22 protein-coding genes are annotated in these 24,148 nt (G+C 72.4%); 6 read left to right on the top strand and 16 right to left on the bottom strand.

Annotation, left to right across the window (positions count from 1 at the left end; all coding sequences use genetic code 11):
• Window positions 1–11: 11 nt before the first annotated feature.
• Both K6T50_RS00110 and K6T50_RS00105 read right to left on the bottom strand, forming a co-directional pair.
• Window positions 12–911, bottom strand: coding sequence for a VOC family protein (locus K6T50_RS00110; RefSeq protein WP_222607432.1), 900 nt, complete (start codon window positions 909–911; stop codon window positions 12–14).
• 95 nt (window positions 912–1,006) lie between these two features.
• Window positions 1,007–2,182 carry an MFS transporter gene (locus K6T50_RS00105; protein WP_222607431.1) on the bottom strand — a complete coding sequence of 392 codons (1,176 nt, stop codon included), beginning with the start codon at window positions 2,180–2,182 and terminating at the stop codon, window positions 1,007–1,009.
• Window positions 2,183–2,310: 128 nt separating this feature from the next.
• On the opposite strand from K6T50_RS00105, the gene K6T50_RS00100 reads away from it, so the two are divergent.
• Window positions 2,311–2,481, top strand: a complete 171-nt coding sequence (locus K6T50_RS00100; RefSeq protein WP_222607430.1) for an HVO_0758 family zinc finger protein — start codon at window positions 2,311–2,313, stop codon at window positions 2,479–2,481.
• 123 nt (window positions 2,482–2,604) lie between these two features.
• Here K6T50_RS00100 and K6T50_RS00095 read toward each other — a convergent pair whose 3' ends face one another.
• From K6T50_RS00095 to K6T50_RS00040, 12 genes are read right to left on the bottom strand one after another with little or no spacing between them, the layout of a single operon-like run.
• On the bottom strand, window positions 2,605–3,705 hold the full coding sequence (locus tag K6T50_RS00095) for an aldo/keto reductase (protein WP_222607429.1): 1,101 nt from the start codon (window positions 3,703–3,705) through the stop codon (window positions 2,605–2,607).
• 31 nt (window positions 3,706–3,736) lie between these two features.
• On the bottom strand, window positions 3,737–4,927 hold the full coding sequence (locus tag K6T50_RS00090; RefSeq protein WP_425601389.1) for a DHH family phosphoesterase: 1,191 nt from the start codon (window positions 4,925–4,927) through the stop codon (window positions 3,737–3,739).
• Window positions 4,928–4,944: 17 nt separating this feature from the next.
• The gene (locus K6T50_RS00085; protein ID WP_222607427.1) at window positions 4,945–5,835 is read right to left on the bottom strand and encodes an SDR family oxidoreductase; all 891 of its coding nucleotides are present in this window, start codon (window positions 5,833–5,835) and stop codon (window positions 4,945–4,947) included.
• An 18-nt stretch (window positions 5,836–5,853) separates the two neighbouring features.
• A complete protein-coding gene (locus tag K6T50_RS00080) occupies window positions 5,854–6,288 on the bottom strand; it encodes a DUF5791 family protein (RefSeq protein ID WP_222607426.1) in 435 nt (144 codons plus the stop codon).
• Between the two features lie 34 nt (window positions 6,289–6,322).
• Complete coding sequence (locus tag K6T50_RS00075; RefSeq protein WP_222607425.1) at window positions 6,323–9,580, bottom strand: DUF7286 family protein; 3,258 nt, start codon at window positions 9,578–9,580, stop codon at window positions 6,323–6,325.
• Window positions 9,577–10,554: a DUF7284 family protein gene (locus K6T50_RS00070; protein WP_425601408.1), complete on the bottom strand. Its 978-nt coding sequence runs from the start codon at window positions 10,552–10,554 to the stop codon at window positions 9,577–9,579. The genes K6T50_RS00075 and K6T50_RS00070 overlap by 4 nt, the downstream gene beginning before the upstream one ends.
• The gene (locus K6T50_RS00065) at window positions 10,551–10,961 is read right to left on the bottom strand and encodes a DUF7285 family protein (protein ID WP_222607423.1); all 411 of its coding nucleotides are present in this window, start codon (window positions 10,959–10,961) and stop codon (window positions 10,551–10,553) included. Before K6T50_RS00065 ends, K6T50_RS00070 begins: the two co-directional genes overlap by 4 nt.
• Entirely contained in the window at window positions 10,936–11,430 is a 495-nt protein-coding gene (locus tag K6T50_RS00060) for a DUF7283 family protein (RefSeq protein WP_222607422.1), read from the bottom strand. The genes K6T50_RS00065 and K6T50_RS00060 overlap by 26 nt, the downstream gene beginning before the upstream one ends.
• A gap of 44 nt (window positions 11,431–11,474) precedes the next feature.
• Window positions 11,475–13,280, bottom strand: coding sequence for a type II secretion system protein (locus K6T50_RS00055; protein WP_222607421.1), 1,806 nt, complete (start codon window positions 13,278–13,280; stop codon window positions 11,475–11,477).
• A gap of 41 nt (window positions 13,281–13,321) precedes the next feature.
• Window positions 13,322–15,208, bottom strand: a complete 1,887-nt coding sequence (locus tag K6T50_RS00050) for an ATPase, T2SS/T4P/T4SS family (protein ID WP_222607420.1) — start codon at window positions 15,206–15,208, stop codon at window positions 13,322–13,324.
• Window positions 15,205–15,936: a DUF7311 family protein gene (locus K6T50_RS00045; RefSeq protein ID WP_222608950.1), complete on the bottom strand. Its 732-nt coding sequence runs from the start codon at window positions 15,934–15,936 to the stop codon at window positions 15,205–15,207. Before K6T50_RS00045 ends, K6T50_RS00050 begins: the two co-directional genes overlap by 4 nt.
• A complete protein-coding gene (locus K6T50_RS00040) occupies window positions 15,933–16,595 on the bottom strand; it encodes a DUF7310 family coiled-coil domain-containing protein (protein ID WP_222607419.1) in 663 nt (220 codons plus the stop codon). The genes K6T50_RS00045 and K6T50_RS00040 overlap by 4 nt, the downstream gene beginning before the upstream one ends.
• A 149-nt stretch (window positions 16,596–16,744) precedes the next feature.
• Here K6T50_RS00040 and K6T50_RS00035 point away from each other — a divergent pair, with 149 nt between their 5' ends.
• From K6T50_RS00035 to K6T50_RS00015, 5 genes are all read left to right on the top strand, one after another.
• The gene (locus tag K6T50_RS00035) at window positions 16,745–17,833 is read left to right on the top strand and encodes a tubulin/FtsZ family protein (protein WP_222607418.1); all 1,089 of its coding nucleotides are present in this window, start codon (window positions 16,745–16,747) and stop codon (window positions 17,831–17,833) included.
• A gap of 90 nt (window positions 17,834–17,923) precedes the next feature.
• On the top strand, window positions 17,924–18,799 hold the full coding sequence (locus K6T50_RS00030) for a COX15/CtaA family protein (protein WP_222607417.1): 876 nt from the start codon (window positions 17,924–17,926) through the stop codon (window positions 18,797–18,799).
• A gap of 147 nt (window positions 18,800–18,946) precedes the next feature.
• Window positions 18,947–19,756, top strand: coding sequence for a basic amino acid ABC transporter substrate-binding protein (locus K6T50_RS00025; RefSeq protein WP_222607416.1), 810 nt, complete (start codon window positions 18,947–18,949; stop codon window positions 19,754–19,756).
• Between the two features lie 3 nt (window positions 19,757–19,759).
• Window positions 19,760–20,596 (top strand): amino acid ABC transporter permease, encoded by an 837-nt coding sequence (locus K6T50_RS00020; RefSeq protein ID WP_222607415.1) that lies wholly within the window; start codon window positions 19,760–19,762, stop codon window positions 20,594–20,596.
• Entirely contained in the window at window positions 20,596–21,324 is a 729-nt protein-coding gene (locus K6T50_RS00015) for an amino acid ABC transporter ATP-binding protein (protein ID WP_222607414.1), read from the top strand. Before K6T50_RS00020 ends, K6T50_RS00015 begins: the two co-directional genes overlap by 1 nt.
• 28 nt (window positions 21,325–21,352) lie before the next feature.
• Here the strand turns inward: K6T50_RS00015 and K6T50_RS00010 are convergent, their stop codons facing one another.
• Window positions 21,353–22,408 (bottom strand): zinc-dependent alcohol dehydrogenase family protein, encoded by a 1,056-nt coding sequence (locus tag K6T50_RS00010; protein ID WP_222607413.1) that lies wholly within the window; start codon window positions 22,406–22,408, stop codon window positions 21,353–21,355.
• Window positions 22,409–22,489: 81 nt separating this feature from the next.
• A complete protein-coding gene (locus K6T50_RS00005; RefSeq protein ID WP_222607412.1) occupies window positions 22,490–24,043 on the bottom strand; it encodes a replication factor C large subunit in 1,554 nt (517 codons plus the stop codon).
• Between the last annotated feature and the right edge of the window lie 105 nt (window positions 24,044–24,148).

Raw genomic sequence — 24,148 nt, 5'->3', positions numbered from 1 at the left:
AGTAGAGACGGTTACGCCGACGCGAAGCGAACGCGAACGTCGTCGGGGGCGACCGCGAGGAACCCGTCGCTGCCGTCGTGCACCTCGACACCGGCGTCGACGAGTCGACCGCGGATCGCCTCCAACCCGTCGCCGTCGGGAACCATCACTTCGAACTCGACGAGCCCGGTACCCGACGCGGGCGCAGTGCGGCGGTTCCAGGTGTTGAGGCCGACGTGGTGATGGTAGCCGCCGGCGGCGACGAACAGGGCGGCCGACTCCCAGCGCTGGCGCACGTCGAACCCCGCGGCGTCGACGTAGAACGCCTCGGCGGCGTCGAGGTCGGTCACTTCGAGGTGAACGTGGCCGACGGCGGTGTCGGCGGGCGCCGCGTCGCCGGCGTCGTCGGCGTCGCCCGCGCGGTCGGCCAGCAGCGAGTCCACATCGAGGGGTAACGTGTCCATCTGCACCTCGCCGTCCGCCTCGGGCCACTCCTCGCGCGGGCGGTCGCGGTACAGTTCGACGCCGTTCCCCTCGGGGTCGCGCAGATACAGCGCCTCGCTGACGCGGTGGTCCGAGGCGCCGGTGAGTCGTTCGCCCGCGTCGCGGACGCGAGAGAGCGCGTCGCCGAGCGCTCCCCGCGACGGGAACAGGAACGCGGTGTGGAACAGTCCAGCCGCGTCGGGCGGACGCGGGCCGGCGTCGGGGGCCGCGTCGAGGACCAGGAGATCCTCGCCGTCGGGGGCGCCCCCGGTCCCTCCTACGGCGTCGGTGCCGAGGACCGCGCGGCCGTCGTCCCGTTCGCGAACCCGGAGACCGACGACATCGCGGTAGAACGGGATCACCGCATCGAGATCGGAGACGGCGAGCGTCACGCGGCCGATCCGCGCGGCGGGGTCGATGCGGTCAGTCGCGTCAGTGGTCGGTGACATATCGGATCGAGGGCGAACCACGGTGATAGTCGTGGCGTCGCCGGCGGATCGATCCCCCGCCCGGGACGGTTCCGGGACAGGGGTGACTCGGACCCCTACTCCGGCAGCCACGACGCTCGCTGTGCGATCATCATCCCGAGGAGCAGGACTACGAGACCCGCGGCGGCGGCCCCGAACACCGCGTCGTACGCGAAGCCGGCGCCGCGAAGGGTGCCCACGACCGAGGAGCCGGCCGCCTGGACGATCATCATCGACGCCGAGTAGACGGCGTACGCGGAGCCGCGGGTCGTGTCCGGCAGCGTGTCGAGCAGGTAGGTGTCCATCGCCGGAAACAACGAGTGGATGACGTAGCCGGTGACCGCCGAGACGACGAGCAGGGGAACGAGCCCGGAGACGGACACCAGCGCGAACAGACAGGCGATGAACGCCGCGAGCACGCCCAACAGGTACGGGACGTGCGGCAGGCGGTCGGCGAGCCGGCCGGAGATCAGGAACGCGGGGACGCCGGCGCCGAAGACGACGGTGAGCGCGTTGCGGGCGACGTACGGCGAGAGCCCCTTGTCCAGCATGTACAGCTCGTAGAAGTTGAACACGCCCTGCCAGACGAAGCCCGCGACGCCGAGGATGAGCACCCCCGTGAGGATTGTCCGCCACTCGGTTCGGGCCGCGCCCAGGAGGTCGCGGTCCTCGGCGCCGGCCTCGGGGAGCTCGGCGCCGCGGGCGGTGAGAAACACCAGCGCCGTGAGGAGCGCGGCGGCGACCGCGAGGGCGGCGAATACCGCCCGCCACCCCGCGACCGCCTCGATCCCGAGGCCGAGCGCGACGGTGACGAACGGCGCGGCCGAGACGGCAGCAAGCTGGCTCGCGGTGCCGTGGATACCCATCACCCGTCCCACGGTCTCGGGGAACAGCTCGGAGACGAGCGTGTTGCCCGCGATGAAGTACACGCCCGAGGCGAGCCCCATGCCGACAGCGGCGATCATCAACACGTCGATACCCGGGGCCAGCGTCGCGAACGTCGACGCCAGCGTGAGCACGACGCCGGCCGCGAGGACGACGTAGTGACGGGGGACGCGGGTCAGCACCCAGCCGACCGGGAGCCGGGGGGCGGCGCTGCCGACCCACACGAGCGTGACGAGCAGCCCCGCGGTCGCCTCGCCGATCCCGAAGGTGTCGATGAACTCCGACAGCAGCGGCGCGAACACGACCCTCGCCATGTTGACGAGGAACACCGCCCCGCAGAGCGTTCCGAACAGCCGTCCCCGTGACACGGTCGAACTCTTCGAGCCTCGGGGCTCAAGCCTTCCGACTCGCCGTCGTCGTGCGTGTGACTCGCACGCGTCGAGCGGGAGTCGTGTGCAACGCCGTGTTTTTCACGCCCCCGCGTCAACGCACCCACGTGAAATCTACACGGAAGGGGCTCCGCGAGGGTGAGCTGGAGAAGGACAACTACGAGCGGCTGCTGTGTGCCGAGTGCGGCACGTCGCTCGCGAAGGAGAACCCGCCGGAGGAAGTGTACTCCGTTCGAACCTGTCCGGACTGCGACCGCGAGTGGAAGGAGCTGCGCTGATCGCGGCCCCCCTCCCCGAACGCGACGATCGACCCGCCCCTCCGCGAATCCGTTCTTCGCCTTCCCGTGGTTCACGACCCCGTCCAGGGTTCCGATTTCGTCCCGACCCCGTTTCTCGCCCGTTCACTGGAACACCGAGTCGAACGCGGACGCACCCAACGGGTCGAACGTCCCCGCGGCGACGCTCTCGCGGACGTGTTCGACCCGACTGCAGCCGACCAGCGCCGCGGTCACCGCGGGCGCGGAGCGCGCGAAGTTCAGCGCCCGCTGGGCCGGCGAGTCCCCGGCTAACTGCGCTTCGACGGATTCTGGGATCGATCCCTCCTTCGTCAGGTCGCCCTGTCCGAGGCTGGCACTGGCGAACACCGACAGCCCCTCGCGGTGGCAGAACTCCAGCGCGCTCACCGGTCCGCCCTCGGCGTCGGCGTCGTGGCGCTCGCGGGTGAACGCGTCGGCCATCCGCACGTTGAACGGGAGCTGTACCGCCCGGAGGCCGTGGTCGTCGACCCCCACACGGTCGGCGGCGGCCTCCGCCCGCGCGAGTATCTCGGCGAGGTCGAGGAACGCGTCGTGACCGCGGGGGACCCGAAGCGCCTCCCACGTCGCGACGCCGTAGCCGCCGATGTCGCCGGCGGCGCGGCGGCGCTCCAGCGTCTCGAACGCGGCGCCGAGCTGGTCGTACACGGCGTCGCGGTCCCGGACGGCCAGTTGCGTCTCGGGGTTGTGGACGTAGTAACAGTCGATCGTGTCGACGCCGAGGGCGTCGAGCGACCGGTCCAGCATCTCGTCGAGGAACCCGGGGGCGATGCAGTGGCTCCCCCGCGCCAGGTCCGCGGGGTCGACGAGGCCGGCGTCGACGAACCGTTCGCGGACGTACGCGCTCGGGTCGTCCGGCCGTTCGCCGTCGAAGGGGAGGAACCCGGCCTTGCTCGCGACGACGACGCGGTCGCGGTCGACCGACGACTCCTGGAGGGCGTCGCCGACGACCCGCTCGGAGCGACCGCAGCGGTAGTTGCTCGCGGTGTCGACGAGGTTGACACCGGTTTCCAGTCCCGTACCCAGCGCCTCGCGGTAGCGGTCGTCGACCGCGTCGGTCGGCTCGCCCAGATACGTGCCGAGGCCGACGCTGGAGACGACGCCGGGACCGAACCGGCGAAAGAAGGTGCGACCGAAGCGGTCGCCGAAGCGGTCGCGGTACGCCCACGTGCCGCCGGAGGTTGCCATGTCGGTGGATGCGAGGCGAACGAGAAAAGGGCTACCGCTCGCCGTCCATCGCGTCGAACAGTCGGTCGATCAGTTCCTCGCGGCCGATCACGGGGACCTCCTCGCTCCCGTCGGCCGTGACCTGCGGGCCGAGCTGGCCGCCGCCCATCCGGGCGTGCCCGCCCGCGGAGGCGTCGTCCACGTCGCTCACGGCGGCCTCCAGCGCACGACCCATGTGGACGCGGTCGTCGCGAGAGCGCCCCGAGAGGTGGATCGTTCCGTCCCGCTCGCCGAGGACGACGACCGCGGTCACCCCCTCCAGCCCGACGAGTTCGTCGGCCGCCTGCGGGATGGCGTCGACATTGGAGACCCGCCCCACGTCGCTGACGGCGAAGGAGCCGCGGACCTCGCGGCCGGCGATCGCACGGGCCTTCACGTCCAGCGCCTCCGTGCTGACGGCCGGGTCGGCGATCCGTTCGAGGTTGTCCTCGTCGACGCCGGGCTGGAGGTAGGCCGCCGCGGCGAAGTCGGCCGCGGAGGCCCCCCTCGTCAGCCGGTTCGTGTCCGAGATGATGCCGTACAGCAGGCCCGTCGCCGTCCGCGTCGACAGCGTCGCGCCGGTCACCTCCGTCTCGTGGGCGTCCGGCGGGATCGGCGTCGCGCCGGTGTCGCGGAAGTACTCCGCGAGGATGCTCGCGGTCGCGCCGTAATCGGTGCGAACGTCCGTGTACGCGTCGCCGCCGCCCTCGCCGGGGTGGTGGTCGACGACCGCGAACGGGAGCACGCCGTCGGCGCCCGCGAACCCCCGCGGGGCGTTGTGATCGACGAGGACGACGGCCTCGGCGGCGAGATCCGAGACGTGATCTATCCGGTCCAACTCCACGTCGAGGACGGTCCGGAACGCGCGGTTCTCCTGGCGGCGAACCTGTCCGGTGTACTGGACGACCACCTCGGTGTCGACGCTCTCGGCGAGTTCGGCGACGGCGATGCCGGCGGCCATCGCGTCGCCGTCAGGGTTCGGGTGGAGGAGCACGCTGATCGACTCGCGGCCGGCAAGCAGCGCCCGAAAGCGCTCCCCGGGCGTCCGCCGGAGCCGCCGGTACAGCGCCAGCGCGGCCACGAGCGCGAGGGCGCCGCCGGCGACGGCGACCACCAGCCGCGGATTGGCGGAGACCACGTCCCACCCCGACTGGATGGCCCGCGTACCCACCTGTGCCATAGCGGCGCTATTCGGTCCCCACATATGAAGGTACCAGTCGCTTACTCGCCCCGATACGCCTCGATCGCCGCCCGGTATCCGGTTCGATACGTGGGATACTTGAACTCGTATCCCAGTTCCCGGAGCCGGTCGTTCGAGCAGCGTTTGCTCGTGCGGATCCGCCGTTCGGCGGCCGTCGAGAGGTCGCCCGCCGCGATCCGTTCCTCCTTCGTGCGCTTCTCGGGCTGTTCGACGCCGCACTCGTCGGCCAGCCAGTCGGCGAACGCCCACTTGTCGGCGGGCTCGTCGTCGACGACGAGGACGACCTTATCGCGCGCGAGGTCCGCCTCCAGCAGGAACCGCACCGCGCCGGCGGCGTCGTCGCGGTGGACCATGTTCAGGTAGCCCGCGGTTACCGGGCCGTCGAGGTACCGATCCAGCCGGTAGCGGTCGGGACCGTACAGCCCCGCGAAGCGAGCGGCCGTGCCGTCGATTCCGACGGCGGCCGCCTCCTCGCGGGCGACGCGCTCGGCCTCGGCGAGCACGCGGGTCTTGTCGGTGGTCGGGTCCAGCGGCGTCTCCTCGTCGACCCAGTCGCCGCCGTGGTCGCCGTACACGCCGGTACTCGAGGTGTACACGAGACGGTCCGGCGGCGACTCGCGGGCGCCGTACTCCCGGATCACGTTCCGGATCCCCTCGACGTACACCGCGCGGGCGGCGTCGGCGCCGCGGCCGCCGGAGCTGGCGGCGAACACGACGGCGTCCGTGTCGGGCAGCGCCGACAGCGAGTCGGGGTCCGTCGCGTCGGCGGCGACGGCCGTCGCGCCGGTCGCCTCGACGGCCTCCGATCCCGACTCCGATCGGCGAACGCCGACGACATCGTGGCCGTTGGCGAGGAGTTGGCGTGCGAGTTCGAGGCCCACGTAGCCGCAGCCGATGATCGTGACGTGCATGGTTCGGGCCTCCCGAGGTTACGGCGTGCGCTCGATCATGAGCGCCTGGATCTCGGCCAACTCGCCGAGCGTGAGTCGCGTGCGACCCTCCAGCGCCTGCTGGACCTCCTGACCGGTGAGGTCGGCGTCGATCTCGGCGGCGATCGTGTCCACGTCGAGGATGGCCGTCACCATCTCCATCATCACGTGATCGCGCACCTCGTAGGCGATGTCGTCGGCGGGAACGCCCTCCTCGCGTTCGAGGACGGCCGCGGCGTCGGCAAGCCGAACCGCCGCGATCGCGTCGGCGTCGCCCGCGGCCATCGCCGCGACGACCGACTCGTCGACCCCGGTCTCGGCGGCCACGGCCGCTGGGTCGGCGCCGTCGAGCGCCGCCGCCAGCTCGGTCGCGTACGCCTCGAGCAGGTCCCCCGGTGTCGCCCCGTCCGGCTCCGCGAGGGCGTCGTAGAGCATACCTCTGCTCCCTGCCCCGACGCCAAAACCGTTGTCACTCCCCGCCCGACCGGGGGCAGCCGGGAACGTCGGTCGCTGTCGCCGTCCCGCTGCCGTTCGGCACCGACGGACACGGCCAGCCGGCGGATCGTTCGTCGGCGTTCCCGTCCACGTCGCCGACGCCGGACGGGCCGGCCGGGACGACGACCACGACCACCGTCCACGTGCGGAAGGTGACACGCTCGCTGCGCCCGAGCCGCTCGGCACTCCCGTCGCCGTCCACGTCGACCGTCACGTTCCGGCCGTCGCGGACGTAGCGGACTCGCCCGTCGCCGCCGTCGGGGCCGCCGACCGGGGCGGTGACCGCGAACCGGGGATACGCGCCGGCGACCTCCACGTCCCAGACGTTCACCGTCGCGTACCAGTAGCCGGGGACCGGCGCGACCGGGAGTCCGGCGAGCACCGGTCCGAGCTTTCCCTTCCCGTAGCGCTTGTGGAGCCGTTCCGTGGCGTTCGAGCCGGCCCGCTTGGCCGCCCGGCGCAACGCCGCGCGCCGCGCCGCCCGCGTCTCGTCCACGGTACCGGCGCGGATCCCCTCGGGAACGTCGACGCTGGCGTTCGTCGCGGTGTCGGCGGTCTCGACACGCAGCCGGAGCGCCAGCCGATCCCGGTCGATCTCGTCGCCGTCGCCGGGGCCGGCGCGGACGGTCGCGGCGCGCGCGACCGCGGTGGCGTACGAGCCGTTGACGACCGCGGCTGTTCGTTCCCCCGGCGCCGACCATCTTCGATTCGCCGCGCGAACCGCGGCGATCCGGTCTTCACGAGAGAGTGAAGTCCGGCGGTCGAGTACCGCAAGGGCGCGCAAGTCGACCGCACGGAGCTCGTCCGTCACCCGTCGTTGTAGCGTTGCTCGCGCGCTGTCGTGGTCGCCGTCCGGGGACGAACTCGTGTTCGTCGCCGCGGCGGTCCGGTTCGCGGCGACGAGCGCCCGTCCTGCCTCCGGAAGCGACGCGGTGCGCTTCTCGGGAAGCGCGGCGTCGGTGACGGCGTCCGCGGCGTCGCCGGTCGGCACGGCGAACAGGTTCGTGTTGCGCGCGGCCAGCGGGTGGACCGACTCCCCGGGCGCCAGCGAACCGACGTGCTCGGAGTCGACGGCCGTCACCGGGAGATATCCGGGTGTCCCGCGCGGCGTGAGCGTCACCTCGCCGGCGTGCCACCGTCCGGCGGGCGCCGGCTCCGGCGCTGTGGCGGCGGCGGCGACACGGGCGAGGTCGTCGATTCGGTCGTCCGCGTCGCCACGGATCTCCCCGATCCGATCGAGATACTCCTCGTTTCGCGCGGTCGAGCCGCCGGCCCGCGCGTCGAGATCGGCGAGGACGGCGTCGACGTACCCCGCCCTGGCAGCTACACGCGCCCGGTCGGCGGCGCCGTCGTACGTCTCCGGCGCGTCGACAAGCGTTGCCCGTCGGCTCCTGATCGCCGTCGCCAGCCGTCGGGCGGCGTTCGCCTCCCCGGCGGCGACGGCCGAGCGCGACACGGGAACGGAGACGTTCCGAACCCGCTCACGCAAGCCGATCAGATCCCGGTAGACCCAGTCGTCGAGTCCGGCCGGTCGGTCGCCGTGGACGATCGTTCGATCGGCCGTCGCGTGTCCGAATCCGGCCTCGTTCGTCCGGGCGCGGATCGCGGCTCGTGCTTCCCGATCCGCCGCCCCCGGCGGCAACAACTCCGCCCGCGCGGCCGCCGGCACGTCCGCGAGGTTCGGCCCGTCGAGCGGGCCGCCACGGACGTAGGTCGGGGCGGTCGGTCGCTCCGGTCCGGTCGTCGGCGCGTATTCGACCGACAGCGTGACCCGAACGCGATAGCGATCCGTCCACGTCGCCGTCGTCGTCCGTATCGACCCGCTCCGCGTCCATCGTCGCGTCACCCGGTGTCGGACGGCGACCGTCCGTCGCTCGTCGGCGACCGACCTCGCGGAGCCGTCACGGCGCGACTCGCGGTCGACCACGACGATCCGCTGGTCGTCCCGTTCCGACAGGAGCGCCCAATTGGGCCCCGGTGACGACGGCGGCGGGCGCTGTGCGCGTGTGGCACCGATCACGCTGACGCGTCGCGTCGCTTGGGAGCGGTACGCGCCGCGAACCGCGGCGTCGAACCCGTCTGCGGAGTCGTCGTCGAGGAACGCGATGAACGCCCGATCCGCGGTCGCGTTCACCCCGACCGAGATGTCGTCTGCGCCGGCGGCGCCGCCGCTCGGGCCCCAGCGGTCGTCCGCGGGTTCGGTCGACGGCGATCCGTCCGTCCGCGCCGTCGCCGTCTCGCCCGCGTCGAGGACGCGACCGGTCCACGAGGGGCCGCTGTCCATCGCCGGCACGAGGAGATCCTGCGCCCCGACGCGGCCGGTCGCCCTGATCATCGCGGCGCGTCCCGCCGGGTCGCTGCGGCCGTACGTTGTCCCCTGTGCGCGCAGGGACGCGGCGTTCGTCGACAGCTCCACGTGCCGGGACGCGAGCACATTGGAGATCGGAGCGCCGAGGTACTGCGCGGTACCGCGGGCCTGCGCGACCGACCACAGGCGCCACGTGAGCGCCCGACCGAGCCCCGGCCCCTCGAACGGGGAGCGGTTCAGCCGCGTCTCGTAGGCCACGGTTCGGTCGTGCATCGCGAGGACGGGGAGCGCCATCGCGACGTTGTAGTTCACCTTCCGCGTCGCGACGGCCTCGCCCCCGCGGGTCGCCGTAAGCGTCACGTTCCGGACGGTGACGCGCATCGCGGTTCCGTTCGCGAGCGGCGCGACCGAGACGCGCTCGATGGCGGCCCGGACGTCGTTCGGCGAATCGACCGCCGGCAGCGACGCGGTCGCGGTCACGCCGCCGGCGTCGGTCCGCGCGTTCGCCAGCGCCTCGGCGGATGCGAGCGCGATCCGCAGCCGGAGCGCGTCCCGGAACGGCCGGTCGGGGTCAAGCGCGCGTCCGACGGTCGTGTTCGCCGGCGTCGTCACCGGATGCAGCGCCGCCTCCCGCGCGGCGGCTGTCGCCGCTGCGCGGACGGCCGGCCTGCCGACCGACTCCGCCCGATCCAGCGCGTCGTCGGCGGCGGTGTCGACGACGACCGGCCCGCCGAGCGCGAGCGTGTTCGCGTAGACGACGCTGCCGAGCAGGAGGACGACGGCGATCAGCGCGAAGGGAACCATCCCTCTGTCGCCGTCGCCGCCGCTACCGGCACCGTCATCGCACGACACCACGGCGGTCCTTCCGACGCCGAGTCGGCGGGTCGCGGCGACCGAACGGCCGGAGTCGGTCCGGGCGCTCACGGCGACCACGTCCTGACAACGACGGTCACGCGGTTCGGGTCCCCGACGCACGAGTCGGACCCGTCGACGGCGTCGTCCGTCGAGCGTCGCTCCGCGGGATATCGCTCGGCGAGGGCCGTCGCGAGCGCTCGGTTCGCCTCGCGCGGCCCGCCGCGCTTCAGCGCGCCAACTGCGTCGACGCCCAAGGCGTCGCCAACCGCACGGTACCGCTCGGTCACGGCGGCGGCCGCCGCGGAGTCGCCGCGGGCGGCCGCGGCGACGCGGTCGGGCGGGAACAGCACAGCGACCGTCCGCACGGCGGCGCGCGAGGGCTTGTCAGCGTCGACCCGGTCGCTCGGAGTCGGTTCCGACGACGGGGCGACCGGAACGGCGAACCGAGCGGCGTGGACAGTTGCCGACGCGGGCGGCCGAGGGCCGACCGTGACCTCGCCGCCGATCCGATGGGCTTCCTCCCGGCCTGTACTGCCTCGATCCGCTCCGCCCCGGTCCGCCCCGTCTCGATCCGCGCCCCCTCGGTCGTCGCACGGGAGCGGACGCCAGACGGCGCGCACCCTCGTCCGTGGACCGATCGCCCCGGCGACCGTCTCACGGACCGTCCGTCGGTAGTCCGTGACCGTCGCCGACGGCACCGACACGTCGGCCGGTGTCGTGTCGTCACCCCGCCCCGAGGCATCGAACGTCGTCGACCGGACCGCTGCGCGCGCGAGATGCTCGGCCAGCGTCGCGTGGGCAACCCGCGTTGCCTCCGGCGATGCGGCCGCACCGTCGGTTCCCGTTCCCTCGCGATCGGGAGCGAGCGTGTACTCGACCGCCGCCGTCGACGACGCGAGCGTCTCGGCGGTTCCGCTCGCACGCGACGACGCGACTCCGATGTCGGCGGCGATGGCTGCCTCCGCGTCGGCGCCGACGAGCGTTCCGGCCGCGGCGCCGATCAGGAGGAGCGCGAGACACACGTCGAGCAGCGACCCGGTCATCGCCACACCGTGACCCGGAGCCGCCCCGGTCGAACGCGTCCGGGTGCGAGCGCGACGCCGACGCGTCTGCTCGCGGTCGCGCGGTTCGCGGCGGCCGTGGCTCGCTCGGGAACCGCGGGCCCGACGCGCCACCGTCGCCCGGCGACGCGCAGGGTGGCGTTCGCACGAGTGTCCGTCCGAGCGATCACGGCGCCGGCTCGGTCGAACCGCTCCGGGTCCGCGACGCCGCCGACCGTGATCTCGTCGTGGACGCGTTCCAGCGTCGGCTCGGCGGTCGGCCGTCGATCGCCGACGCCGCCCAATACGACCGTGTAGGCGGCGATCCCGAAGGACAGCGCGAGCACCGCAGCAAGCGCCACCGTCGGCTCGGCGAACGCGCGCTCACGCGACGAGGACGAGCGTGACATCCGTCTCCCCCCACGAGACGTGCCGGGCGTGCAGCGTCCGGCCCGCGGTCCAATCGCCACCCGAGTCCGTCTCCGTGGGCGACCCTTCGGCACGCGCCGTCGCGACCGCGACGGCGAACTCCCCGGGCGAATCGAACGCATGGCGCGGGCTGTCGCCGAGGGCGACGCCGGCGAGCGGGCCGTCGGGCTCGACCGGGACGACCGCGTCCGTCCCGAAGCCGGCGAACGCGCTGCCGCCGTCGGAGCGCAACGAGACGCCGCGGGTCGTCACCCTGACGCGGTCGGCGGCGATCCGGTAGCGGGCCGTCGCGGGCGCGTCGGCGGCGGCGACGGTGTCGACGGTCGCGGCGACGGAGACGGCGTCCGGCGGCGGAGCGGTCGGGAGTCCGGCCACGACCCCCAGCGTCACCGCGCCGGCGAGGGCGAGCCCGAGCCAGGCGTACCAGACGTCGAGTGGTGCGTCGATCATGTGCCGGGGTGGTCCCGTTCCGGTATTTGAACCCTCGTGCGGGGTCACGCGACGAGCATCGCGACGGCGGCGTGCCCGGCGAGGAACGCGCCGCTGGCGGCGACGAGCGCGAGCCCGACGCGGTAGCCGACGACCGTCACGTCGAGCCCGCGCTCCAGCCCCGTCGCGAACGCGGTCAGCGTGGCCGCGAGCGCCAGGACGTACACGCCGATGACCGGTCCGACGAGCGACGCCGGGAGCGCGGCAGCCTCCCCGGCGACCGCGCCGCCGGCTGCCCGCCCGACCTCGCCGACACCCGACCCGATCCCGCCGGCCCCGCCGAGCCCCTCGAGTCCGTCGAGCCGCCCCGCCAGTGCGACCGTCGCGCCGCCGACGAGCGGCCCGAACAGGGCGGCGGTGTCGCGGAGCGTCCCCGTCACGGCAGCCAGCTCCCGACGCGCGTCGCGCTCGGCGGCCGCGAGCGCGTCGAGCCGGTCGGCGTGCGCCACCAGCGCGTCGCCGGCGGGCCGACCCTCCGTCGCCGCGGCGGCGATCGCGACCACCGCGGCGGCCGCTCGGCCGCCGGCCCCGCGCTCCGGAGCGAACGGACCGCCCTCACCGGCGAGGGCTGTGCCGACCGGGATCCCGAGCGCCGACATCCGGCGACTTGCGGCCGCGAGGGCATCCGCGGTCGGTCCCGACAGCGACGCCGCGACCGCCGGAAGCGCGCGTTCGACGGCCTCGCCGTCGGCTACACGGCGGCCTATGAGTGCGAGCGCATCGCTCAGCCCGCGGTTCCGCTCCTCGATCGTCCGCCGCACCTCCCGGCGCGGGCCAAGATGGACGCAGAGGCCGGTCCCGACGCCCGCGCCGGCGGCGAGCACCGGACTCGCCCACCCGCCGGCGACGACCGGAGCCGCGACCCATCCCACTGCGGCAGCCGTCGCGCCCGAGAGCAACGCGACTCCCCGTCGGTCGGGAACGTCCGGATGCGTCGCGTCGACACGCGGTGCGGGCAAGGCGACCGGCCTGCGCAGCAGCAGTCGGCCGGCCGTGACCGCGAGCGCCGCGGGCAACACCAGGTCGTACGTCGCGACGAACGCCAACGGCGGGATCGTCACGCCGGCTGCGACCGCCGCCGGAAGCGTACTGACGAGCGCGAGCGGGAGCAGCACCCCGAAGGCGTACAGGCCGGTGACCGGCGCGCGGAGGTCGCCGGCGAACGACGCCGTCCGATCGCGCAGGTCGTCCTCGACGGCCGCGACCGCGCGCTCCAGCAGCCGGGTCCGGTCCCCGCCCGTGTCGGCGTCGGCGGCAGCGAGCAGGAGCGCGACCGACCGGTCGAGCGCCGGGAACCACTCGCGCCACTCCGCGGCGAACTCCCGGAGGCCCCCGTCGCCGGCGCCGGCGACCGCGGCGCGATCGGCGTGGTCGGCCAGGCTCCGATGGAGTGGGCCGCCCCCGCCGTCCGCGGCGAACCGGACCGCCCGCTCGGGGACGGGGGTGAGCCGGAGCGACAGGGACAGCGCACTCGTGATGGTCGTCGCGTCCGCGACGGCGCGTGTCCTGGCGACGGCCGCTGCGAGCACGGGCGCGCGGCGGATCCCCGAGAACGCGACCCAGCCGACGGTCGCCGCGAACCCGACGGCGACCGGGACGGCGAGCGCCGTCCCCGCGCTGCCGTCGAGAAGTGACCACCCCAACGCGCCGACGAACGTACACGCCCCGAGGAGGACGCCGACAGTCGCGGCCGCGGTGGCGATCCGTTCGGCGTCGACTGAGAGCCCGAGAAACGCGCACGCCCGTTCGAGGTTCCCGTCGGGTTCGACTCGATCGACGTACCGCTCCGGCCACCGGCGCGAAGCGATCACGGTCGCACGCGCGACTCCTCGACCGAGAGCCGTCCACGATATCATCGGTCGTCCGCCGCGTCGATCCCGCCGGTGTCCGTCCTGCCGGCGTCCGCGAGCGTTCGGATCGTCCGCGCCCGGCGTCGGACCGCCTCGCGAACGTCGGCGTACGCCTCACCCGGACCAGCGAGATCGGCGATGACGCGGCTCTCTCCGCGGTCGATCCTCCCCGTCGGCCTCGCCGCAGTGTGAGCGTTCTCGCCGCCATCGCCCTTCCCGCAGTCGTCCCCGGCGCCTCCCCCGCCGTCGCGCTCCACGAGGGTCGTGAGATCGCCGGGCGCCGGACCTTTCACCTCCTCGACCGAGGCAAGCGCGCGGTCGGGGCCGAGCGTGACAACCAGGTCCGTCGTGGCGAACGACGACGCCGGCACGCCGAGGTCGGAGACGACGCGCTCGCGGACCGCCCGACCGCCGGTCCCGTGGATCGTTCCGAGAACCGCGTCGGCGGCGGCGCCGACGCGCATCGCCTCGTACAGCGCCCGCGCCTCCGACCCGCGAACCTCGCCGACGACCAGCGCGCCCTCGCCGAACCGCAGCGCCGTCCGGACGGCTTCAGTCGGAGCGAGCGCGTCGTCGCCGTCGGTTCCGGCCGAAAGCGGTTGCACGTCGCGGCCGGCGTCGCGGATCGCCGCGACCGGGAGCTCCGGGGTGTCCTCGATCAGGACCGTCCGGGTGTCGACGGGAACCTCCAGACACAGCGCGCCGAGCAGCGAGGTCTTTCCAGCTCCTCGGGGACCGGCGACGAGGATCGCGGCCCCACGTTCGACCGCGACGGATAGCAATCCAGCGGCCCACGGCGGAAGCGATCCGACCGAGACGAGCCGGGGAAGCGTCCACGGATCGTCGTCGCGGCGGCGGAGCGCGAACCCCCGACCGTCGCTCGCGGGATCGGTGACCGCCGCGACGCGGACATCGCCGAGCGCGGCGTCGGCCGTCGGCGACGCGCGGGAGAACGCCCGGCCGCTGGCCGCACGGACCCTGGACGCGAGCGCGTCGATGTCGGCGGCCGACAGCCGGACGTTCGTCGTCATCGCCTCGCCGTCGACGACCGCCCGGACCGGCCCGTCCGCCGCGGGCGCCGACAGGAACGCGTCGGTCACGCGGCCGTCGGCGAACAGCTCGTCCAGCACGCCGAGTCCCCGCGTATGGCGGCGAAGGGCCTCGGTTAGCGCCCCGGTCGGGAGCGGGTCGGGAGGGTCCCCGGCGGCAGTGGATCCAGACCTCCGGTCGGAGGCGGCATGTCGGACGGCGCGTCGATGGGACCGCGGCCCGTGTGAGACCTCGCCCGTCGCGAGCGCGTCCGTCGCGGCCGCCAACACGTCGAGCGCGTCAGTCGAGAACGCCCGCGTCGCCGGCGTGAGGTGATAGTGCGGGAGTCCGTCCGGGCGGTCGTACACGGTCGCGCTTCCGCCCGTGGGGAGGTCGGTCGTCCCGCGAAACACGGCGTCGGACGGGCGCGTCGGCCGCGTTCGCCCCAGCGCCCCCGCCGGCGCGACGCTCGCCGGGAGCGATTTCGGCGGCGTCCCGGCGTCGTCCCTACCAATAGCCCCGTCGGCCCACTCCGTGAACCCCGTCTCGGCGGCGAGTCGCGCGACCGGTCCGGCGCGCCCGACCGCCTCGCGAGCGACCGCGACGGGAGCCGAGCGAGCGCGACTCGCGATGTCGGGATCGTATCCTTCGACCGCGTCCGCGAACCGGCCGGCGGCGAGCAACAGCGCCGCGGCATCTCCCTCGTAGAACCTGTCGAGACCGCCGCTCCGGACGCGAACGAGGTCGGTGTCGCGGTCGGCGAGCGCGTCGATCACCGTCGCCCTGCACGCCGAATCCACCGAGAGGTCGCCGCCGGAACACCTCGACGCGTCGACGCGAAGCACCGTCGAACCGCTCATCGGGCCGCCGGCGCTCCTCGATCCGGAACCGACCCCAGAATCGGAGGCGGGACCCGAACCGCCGTCGAACTCGACGAGACAGCGACAGCCGCCCTCGGACGACCCGCCCGAGTCGACGCCTCGTTCGTCGGTTCCGCGGCCGGTCGGTTCGCGTCCGTCGGCGCTCCGCCCGCCGGCGACGCGGTCACGGAGGCCGTCGAAGGATCGCATAGCCGGGGTGGTCCCGTTTCGGTACTTGAACCTGTGTCCGCGGTCGGCGAGGGGAGCAGCCGGACCCGGATGCGGCGCTCGCGCCCGTCCGTCCCCGATCCGACGGGAACCAGCGAGAGGGACACGCGTTGACGCCCGTCGAGCGCGATCCCGCCTGCCGGGAGATCGTACGGTGCCGACAGCGCCGTTCGTGACGGTGCCCCGTCGCCGACGGCGTGAACGAACACGGCCGTCCCCAGCTCGTCGCCCGAACAAAGCGCGAGCGCTCGAACGCGCGCGGCGGCGAGCGAGCCGCCGGGAACGGAGAACGACACGACGCGTCGCGCGGTCGGCGCCGATCCGGTCGCCGAGCGTCGCGCCGGCTCCGCCGCGAGCGTCGACAGCGCCGCGCGGTCGATCCGCTCCGGGACGCGATCGAGCGCCGCCGTCGTCCGCTCGACGCGCGCGGTCTCGACGGCCGGCAGCGACGCCGCACACAGCGCCGTCGCCATCACGACCGCGAGGACGACGCGGATCACAGCGCCTCGCGCAGTCGCTCGACTAACGGCGCCGCGTCGTCGTCGCCGGGAGCGTCTTCGCGATCGGATCCCTCGTAGGTGGAGTTCCCGTCGGCGCCGGACACCCCGTCCCCGTCGGTGCCGGACGCATCTCGCCAGTCGTCTGGGACGAACACATCCCCTCCCCCGGTATCGTCCGGTTGGTGCTCCCCGTCGTTCGCCGGTGCGCCTTCGACCGGTCTGCTCCCATTCGGTGACTCTCCGGGCAGTCGCTCGGCTGCCGGTCGTTTTGCTGCCGATCGGTCCGTCGCCTGCCGTTCCCGAGACGGCCCCGCGCGGGACGCCGCGAGCGCCCGGTCGGCTCGTCGTTCGACGCGCTCGTTCACCGCGCGTATCGACCCGACGTAGCCACGGAGGGCCTTGGTCGCCGATTCGAGTTCGGCGACGCGGTCCTCCAGTTCGTCGATCCGCTCCGACGCATTCTGCAGCTCCGCGGTGGCTTCGGCGGCGTCCCCGAGGTCTGCCGGACCGACGTCCGCGTCGCCGGAGCACGCTCGCTCGACGGCCGCGAGCCTGGTTCTGAGGTCGTCGACGGCGGCTCTCCCTGGGACGGAGCCGCCGTCGGCGTCCGTCGGATGCTCGTCGTCCGGCGGGGATCCGCTCGGAATATCGCGCGACATGCGGGGGATGGCCGCGTGTTCGTATTTGAACTTCGGGGCGGTGAATGTCGACGACTGCGGAGGGTCGATCGAGGAACGTCGCCGTGGCTCGCCCCGACACCCGCAACCGTGGGAAGATTCAAGCGGTGGGCTGCGCCAACTGCGTGTGTATGAAAACGGTCCTCATCGGCGTCGGCCAGGCCGGCGGCAAGGTCACCTCCTCGCTGGTCGAGTTCGACCACGACATGGGATTCGAGTCCGTTCGGGGGGCGCTCGCGGTCAACACAGCGGAGGCGGACCTGCAGCCGCTGTCGATCGATACGGTCCTCGTTGGACAGGACCGCGTGAAGGGACACGGCGTGGGCGGCGACAACGAGCTGGGGGCGGAGGTGATGCAGTCGGACATCGGCGAGGTGCTGTCGGCGCTCGACGGCCGGATCACCGCCGAGGCGGAGGCGATCGTCGTCGTCGCGGGGTTGGGCGGCGGCACGGGCTCGGGCGGCGCCCCGGTGCTCGCGAAGGAGTTGAACCGCGTGTACGAGATTCCCGTGTACGGGCTCGGGATCCTCCCCGGACGAGGCGAGGGCGCGATGTACAAGGTGAACGCCGGTCGGTCGCTGAAGACGCTGGCCCGGGAGGCCGACGCGACGATCCTCATCGACAACGACGCGTGGCACTCCTCGGGCGAGAGCCTGGAGGAGGGGTTCGACAGCATCAACAGGTCCATCGCCCGCCGGGTGGGGCTGTTGTTCGCCTCCGGCGAGGCAGTCGAGGGCGTCGGCGAGTCCGTCGTCGACACCAGCGAGGTGATCAACACGCTCCGGTCGGGCGGGGTCGCGGCGCTCGGCTACGCCAGCGCCGAGGCCGACGACGACGCCGACACGAACGTCAACGTCGTCACGAGCGTCACCCGAAACGCGCTGCTCACCGGAACGAGCCTACCGAACGCGACGAAGGCCGACGCCGCGTTGCTCGTCGTCGCCGGCAAACCCGAACGCATCTCGCGCAAGGGCGTCGAGCGCGCCCGCAAGTGGCTCGAGGAGGAGACCGGCTCGATGCAGGTCCGCGGCGGCGACTTCCCGATCGACTCCGAACGGCTCGCGTCGCTGGTGCTGTTGGGCGGCGTCGAGCGCTCCGAACGGCTGGAGGAGTTCATGCAGCAGGCGAAGGAGGCCCGCGAGGAGGCACAGCGACAGGAACAGGAGCAGGACGAGGCGGACAAGCTGTTCCAGAACGACGACCTCGATAGCTTGATCTGAGCCGGGGAAACCGACGAGCGGAGTCGGGACGCGATCGGATCGACGTGGCGACCGCGTTTTCTAAGTAGCCGCGACCCCGAGTATCGGCCAATGTCACGCGGACCCGACTGGCTCAGCTTCCGTCGGTACGCGGCGTTCACGACCGGGATGGCGCTGACGCTCATCTCGCTCGGGATATACACCGCCGCGACCGGCTCCGGACTGGCGTGTGCCCAACAGTGGCCGCTGTGTGACGGGGGCGTGCTCCCGCAGTCGATCCCGTCGTTCATCGAGTGGTTCCACCGGCTGTGGGCGATGATCACCGGGTTCCTGATCCTCGGTACGGCGGTGTGGGCGTGGCGCGCACGGGGAGCCGTGTCGACCCGCGGTCGGTTCGCGGTCACCCTCGCGACGGTGCTCACGCCGCTGCAGGCGATCTTCGGCGCGATCACCGTCACGCTCAACGGCGCGCTACCGGGCGGCTACTCCGCGCCGGTGCACGCGGCGCACTTCCTGACCGGCTTCTCGATCTTCGCGCTGCTGTCGTACGCGACGCTGCTCGCGTACGACGGGCGGTTCTCCCGGGACGCGCTCTCGCGTGGCCGCCTCGCCGTCGGCGTCGGGCTGGTCGGGCTGCTCGCCGCGTGGGTGCTCGCGCGGATCGACCCGGTCTCGTCGTACTCCCCGGTCGAACAAGCGGTCTTCTTCGCCGTGTCGCTGGCGGCGTTCGCGTCGCTGCTGGCGGCGACGCGCTGGCTCGGCGAACTGAACGAGCTGATCCCACGAGTCGCGACCGGCGCCGCGGGCGCGCTGCTGTTCGTCGGGATGGTGCTCGGTCGCGACCTCGTCGTGTACTCGGCGGGCGTCCGCGTCGTGAACTGGCTCGTGATCGCGACCGCGGTGGCGCTGACGGCGGGTGCGGCGTGGGCGCTGCGCGGCGTCGAACCCGAAGTCTCGGAGCCCGTGTACGGCTCGACCGACGACTGACGCGGCAGCGACGACTGACGCGACCGCGACGACTGACGCGCCGGCGACGACGCCGCGAGCGGTCGGCCGAGGCGTCGCCGGAAATTCTTACGCGGTCGCGACCCACCGAAGGGGACTAATAGCCGGGCGGCAGTAGCTACCCCTGTTATGGACAGACGCACGTACCTGAAGTCCGCCGGCGCCGCGGGTGCCGGATTGGCGCTCACCGGCTGCCTCGGCGGCGGCGACAGCGAGACGATCACCATCGGGTCGGACATCCCGTACCGGCCGTTCGAGTACGAGACGACCGACGGGGAGCTGACCGGCTTCGACGTGGACATCGCGCAGGCGGTGTTCACCGACCAGCTCGGCTACGAACACGAGTTCGTCCAGACGTCGTTCGACACGATCATCCCGTCGTTGAACAACGGGAACTTCCGCGTCATCATGTCCGCGATGACGATCAACGACGAGCGCGATGAGGAGGTCGACTTCTCTGACCCGTACTTCACGGCATACCAGACCATCGTCGTGCGCGAGGACTCCAACATCACTTCCCAGGAGGATATGGCGGGCGTCCGCGTCGGCGTCCAGAAGGGGACCACCGGCGCCGCCGCCGCCCAGTCTCTCCAGGAGGAACTCGGTGGCGACCTCGAGATCAACGAGTACGATCAGATCCCCGACGCGTTCAGCGCCCTGCTGAACAACCAGGTCGACGCCGTGATCAACGACAACACCGTCAGTGCGGAGTTCGTCAACGGCGAGGGCGAGGGGCAGGTCCGCTTCGTCGAGGGCGAGGGCGCGGCCAGCGAGGCCGGTCAAGAGGCGCCGCCGTACCTCACGCTCACCGTCGAAAACTACGGGATCGCGTTCCGCGAGGACGACGACGAACTCCTCGAGGAGGTCAACGGTGCGCTCGCGACGATCAAGGACAACGGGACGTACGACGAGATCTACAGCGAGTACTTCGCCGGGTAACCGATGGCGACAGACACCGGGCGCGCGGCCGAGCGGGACCGCGGCGTCCTCGAACAGCTCAACGACCGCACGTTCCGTCGCCTGGGTATCGTCGGGACCACGGTGTTCGCGCTCGGCGTCACCGCGTTCATCGCGTACATCCTGTTCGTCCGCGTCGACTACGCGCTGCTAGTCAACATCATCTACCCGCAGTTCACGTTCGCGTTCCTGCGCGTTATCGGGATCGTCCTGGTCTCCAGCGTACTGTCGGTGATCGCGGGCGTCATGGTCGGGTTGGCACGCGTCTCGAAGACGCGCGTGACGAGTTCGATCGCCAAGAGCTACATCGAGTTCTTCCGAGGGACGCCGCTGTTGTTCCAGCTGTTCGTCATCTACCTGGGCATCCCCCAGTTGTGGCCGCCGGGCCAGTTCCCCATCCAGGGGTTCAACTACTACGCGGCGGTCATCGGGCTGACGCTCAACCACGCCGCATACGTCGGCGAGGCGCTCCGGGGGGGCATCGAGTCGATCCCGGACGGCCAGATGGAGGCGGCCCGCTCGCTTGGGATGAGTTACATCCAGTCGATGCGCGAGGTGATCCTCCCGCAGGCGTGGCGCAACTCGCTGGCCGCCATCGGCAACGACCAGGTGATCCTCGTGAAGGACACCTCGCTGTTAACGGTGCTGGCGATCCCCGAACTGCTCTCTGCGTTCCGACAGATCAACTCCGCGACGTTCGACGCGTGGACGCCGATCGTCCTCGTCGCGATCGCGTACCTCATGATCACGGTTCCGCTCGGGAAGGTTATCCGGACGCTGGAGGACCGTGCCGACCCCGCGACCCACGGAGGTGAGGACTGATGTCCCTGCTCGAGTTCGAACAGGTGAACAAGTACTTCGGCGAGACGCACGTGCTGAAGGACATCGACCTGGAGATCGACGAACAGGAGGTGGCCGTCGTCATCGGCCCCTCCGGCTCCGGGAAGTCGACGCTGCTTCGGTGTACGAACCGACTGGAAGAGATCCAGTCGGGCGAAATTCGCCTCGACGGCGTGCCCCTGACCGACCCGGACGCCGACATCAACGAGCTCCGCCAGCGCATCGGCATGGTGTTCCAGTCGTTCAACCTCTTCCCGCACAAGACGGCGCTGGAGAACGTCGCGCTCGCGCCGATCAAGGTAAAGGGCGAGAAGCGCGAGGATGCGGAGGCGGAGGCACGCACGCTGCTCGAACGCGTCGGGCTGGGCGATCAGACCGGCTCGTACCCGAGCGAGCTTTCCGGCGGCCAGCAACAGCGGGTCGCCATCGCCCGCGCGCTCGCGATGGACCCCGACGTGATGCTGTTCGACGAGGTCACCAGCGCCCTCGACCCCGAGCTGGTCGGGGAGGTGCTGGAGGTCATGCGCGACCTCGCCGACGAGGGGATGACGATGATGGTCGTCACCCACGAGATGGGCTTCGCCCGCGAGGTCGCCGACACGATCACCCTCATGTCGGAGGGCCGGGTCGTCGAGCGGACGCCGCCCGAGCAGTTCTTCGAGCAGCCGACGACCGAGCGCGGTCAGCGGTTCCTGTCGAAGTTGCTGTAACGGCCGTCGCCGTCGGCGACACCCTTCTTCAGAACGTCAGTACCTCGACCCCCTCGGTCTCGTAGTCGGTCATCGCGGCGAGCCGCTCCGGTACCTCGTCCAGTCCGACCTCGCGGCCGACGAGCACGCTGGGATCGAGGTCGCCGGCCTCCAGCAGCCCGAGCAGCTCGTCGTATCGCGTCGGCGGCATCCCGCGCGACCCGAGGAAGTCGACCTCCCAGCGCGTCATCGCGTCCGTCGGCAGCGACACCTCGCCCTTCTCGGCGTCGGTCGTCAGCCCGACCTGCACGTGCGTGCCGCGCTCGCGGAGGCAGGCGACGGAGTTGCGACACGTCTCCGCCCGCCCGAGCGCGTCCATCGAGACGTGTGCACCGCGGCCGGTGATCGCCTCGACCTCGCTCGGCACGTCGACCGCGTCGCCGCGGACGGTCTCGTCGGCGCCGGCGGCCTCCGCTCGCGAGAGGGCGTCGTCGTCAACGTCGACGGCGATCACACGTGCGCCGAGCGCGTCGGCGACCTGCACCGCCGAGAGCCCGACGCCGCCGCAGCCGTGGACGGCGACCCACTCCCCCGCGCCGACGTGAGCGCGGTGCTCCAGCGCGTGGTACGCCGTCATGAACCGGCAGCCGAGCGCCGCCACGTCCCGGGGCGCGACGCCCTCCGGCAGGCGCATGGCGTTGTAGTCGGCGTGCAGGAGGTGGACGCGCTCGGCGAACGCGCCCGGCGCCGCGCGCTCGAACCCCAGCGCACGGCCGTCGAGGCAGGTGTTCCCGTGGCCGTTCACGCACTCGGGACAGGCGCCGCAGCCGAGGTTGAACGGGACGGCCACGCGGTCGCCCTCCTCGACGGAGGCGACGCGGTCGCCGACCGCGACGACGGTGCCCGCGGGCTCGTGACCGAGCACGTAGTCGAGGGGGACCTGGTCGTCGGCCCACTCGCCGTGGCCCATCCACGCGTGCCAGTCGGAGCGACAGATGCCACAGGCCTCCACGTCGACGACGACGCCGTGGGGTTCGAGATCCGGTTCGAGTACGTCGGTCACGTCGAGAGGTTCGCCGTACTCGCGGAGGACGGCCGCTTGCATGTGCCGGGATTCGTGGACGGGGGTCAAAAGTCGGTGTGTCCCGGCGAGCAGCGGAGCGGACGCGTCAGTCCCCCGGGCGGGTCACATGAAGTCCGAGAGCCCGGACTGCCCGTCGTCCTCCTCGGCGGCCTCCGGGTCCACATTGCGGGTGTCCTCGTCCGCGTCGTCGCCCGCGTCGTCGCCGATGTCGCCGGCGGCCGCCTCGGCCGACTCGCCGGAATCCGCCGATCCGCCGGCGTCCGCGAGACTCGTCTGGCTGTCGTCGCCCTCGTTCGCGCCCTCCGCGTCGTCGTCCTCACGCTCCTCGGCCTCCGTGCTCGGTGCGATCCCGGCGAACGCGCCCCCGGAGTGGTCCTCCATGCGCTCGGCGCGCAGGTCCTCGGCGTCCTCGACGATGGACTGCACCTTGTTCGTCGTCTCCCCGGAGCCGGTGACAAAGGAGACGTGCTCCGCCTCGAACTCGTAGGCGGCGGCCATCTCGACCGTCAGCTCCCGAGGCTTGCAGTGGTGCGTCATCGCCTGGAGGTACGGGAGCACGGCGCGGCGGGCGGTGTCCATCGAGAAGCCGCCGCGCTCGGCGATGGCGCGGACGACCTCGTCGCTCGTGTTCGAGGTGGAGTGGTAGAACTGCGGGCGGCCCCAGCGCGTCCACCCGCCCTTCGTCCCGTCGCGGGCGGCGGCGACGCCCGCCGAGAGGTTGTCGCCGGCGTAGCGCCAGTAGGAGTAGTTCTGGCTGGCCCACACTCGCCCGAGCCACACGTCGGCGTCGGCGAGGTGGTCGTACGCGCGGGTCGCCTCCGCCGCGTCGTAAACCTTCAGCATGTTGTCCTCGATCCACTTCGTCAGGTCGTCGGGCGTCTCGTCCACGTCGTAGCTGGACTGGAGCGCCTCGCGGGCGGACTCGGTCTCCTTCAGGACGAGGTCGAGGAACGGGAACACGCCCATCGAGCGGTCGCGATCGCCGGTGATCACGTCCTCCAGCGTGAGGTGGTCCGTCCCGTCCGCGACGGCCTGGAGGTCGTTGACGGCGCCGCGGAGGTCGCCGCTGTTGCGCTCGGCGATGCGGTCGAGCGCGTCCGAGTCGAACTCGATCCCCTCCTTGCGGCAGATGTCACGGAGGACGGGCACGATGGAGCGCTTGCCCACGTCGCGGAACTCGATGTCCTGCGTCGCGTTGCGCAGCCCGCGGCTCATGTCGTAGTACTCGTTGGCGATGAGGATCACCGGTTGGCCGGCGTCCTTCACCAGCGAGGTGACGGCGCTCTTGCCCCCGCGGTCGTGGTTGCCGTGGATGTTGTCGGCCTCGTCGAGGATGACGAGCTGGCGGCCGCCGGTGTCGTCGCCGCCGGCGGACCCGCCGAGGGTGGCGTTGTTCGCCGCGCGGCCGGCGTACCGCTCGATCACGTCGGCGGTGCGCTGATCGGAGGCGTTCAACTCGACGGTCTCCCAGCCCATGTCGGCCGCCAGCGCGTGCGCCGCGGAGGTCTTCCCGACCCCGGGCGAGCCGTGGAGGACGAGCGCCTCGCGGTGGTCGTCCCACGTGTCGGCCCACTCGCGGACCCCCTTCACCGCCTTGTCGTTGCCCCGGAGCTCCGAGAGCGACGACGGGCGGTACCGCTCCGTCCAGTCGGTCATTACCGGGGGGAGGAGCGAGCCGCGTATAGTGATTGTGGACGGCGTCGACACCGCCGTGATATCTCCCCGGTGGGCGGTCGCGGCCGCGGGACCCGGTTCGATGCC

It is taken from the genome of Halobaculum magnesiiphilum (assembly GCF_019823105.1).
GTDB lineage: Archaea > Halobacteriota > Halobacteria > Halobacteriales > Haloferacaceae > Halobaculum > Halobaculum magnesiiphilum.
Note: the sequence above shows the minus strand (reverse complement) of the source record. Positions and strands in the feature narration are given on the sequence as shown.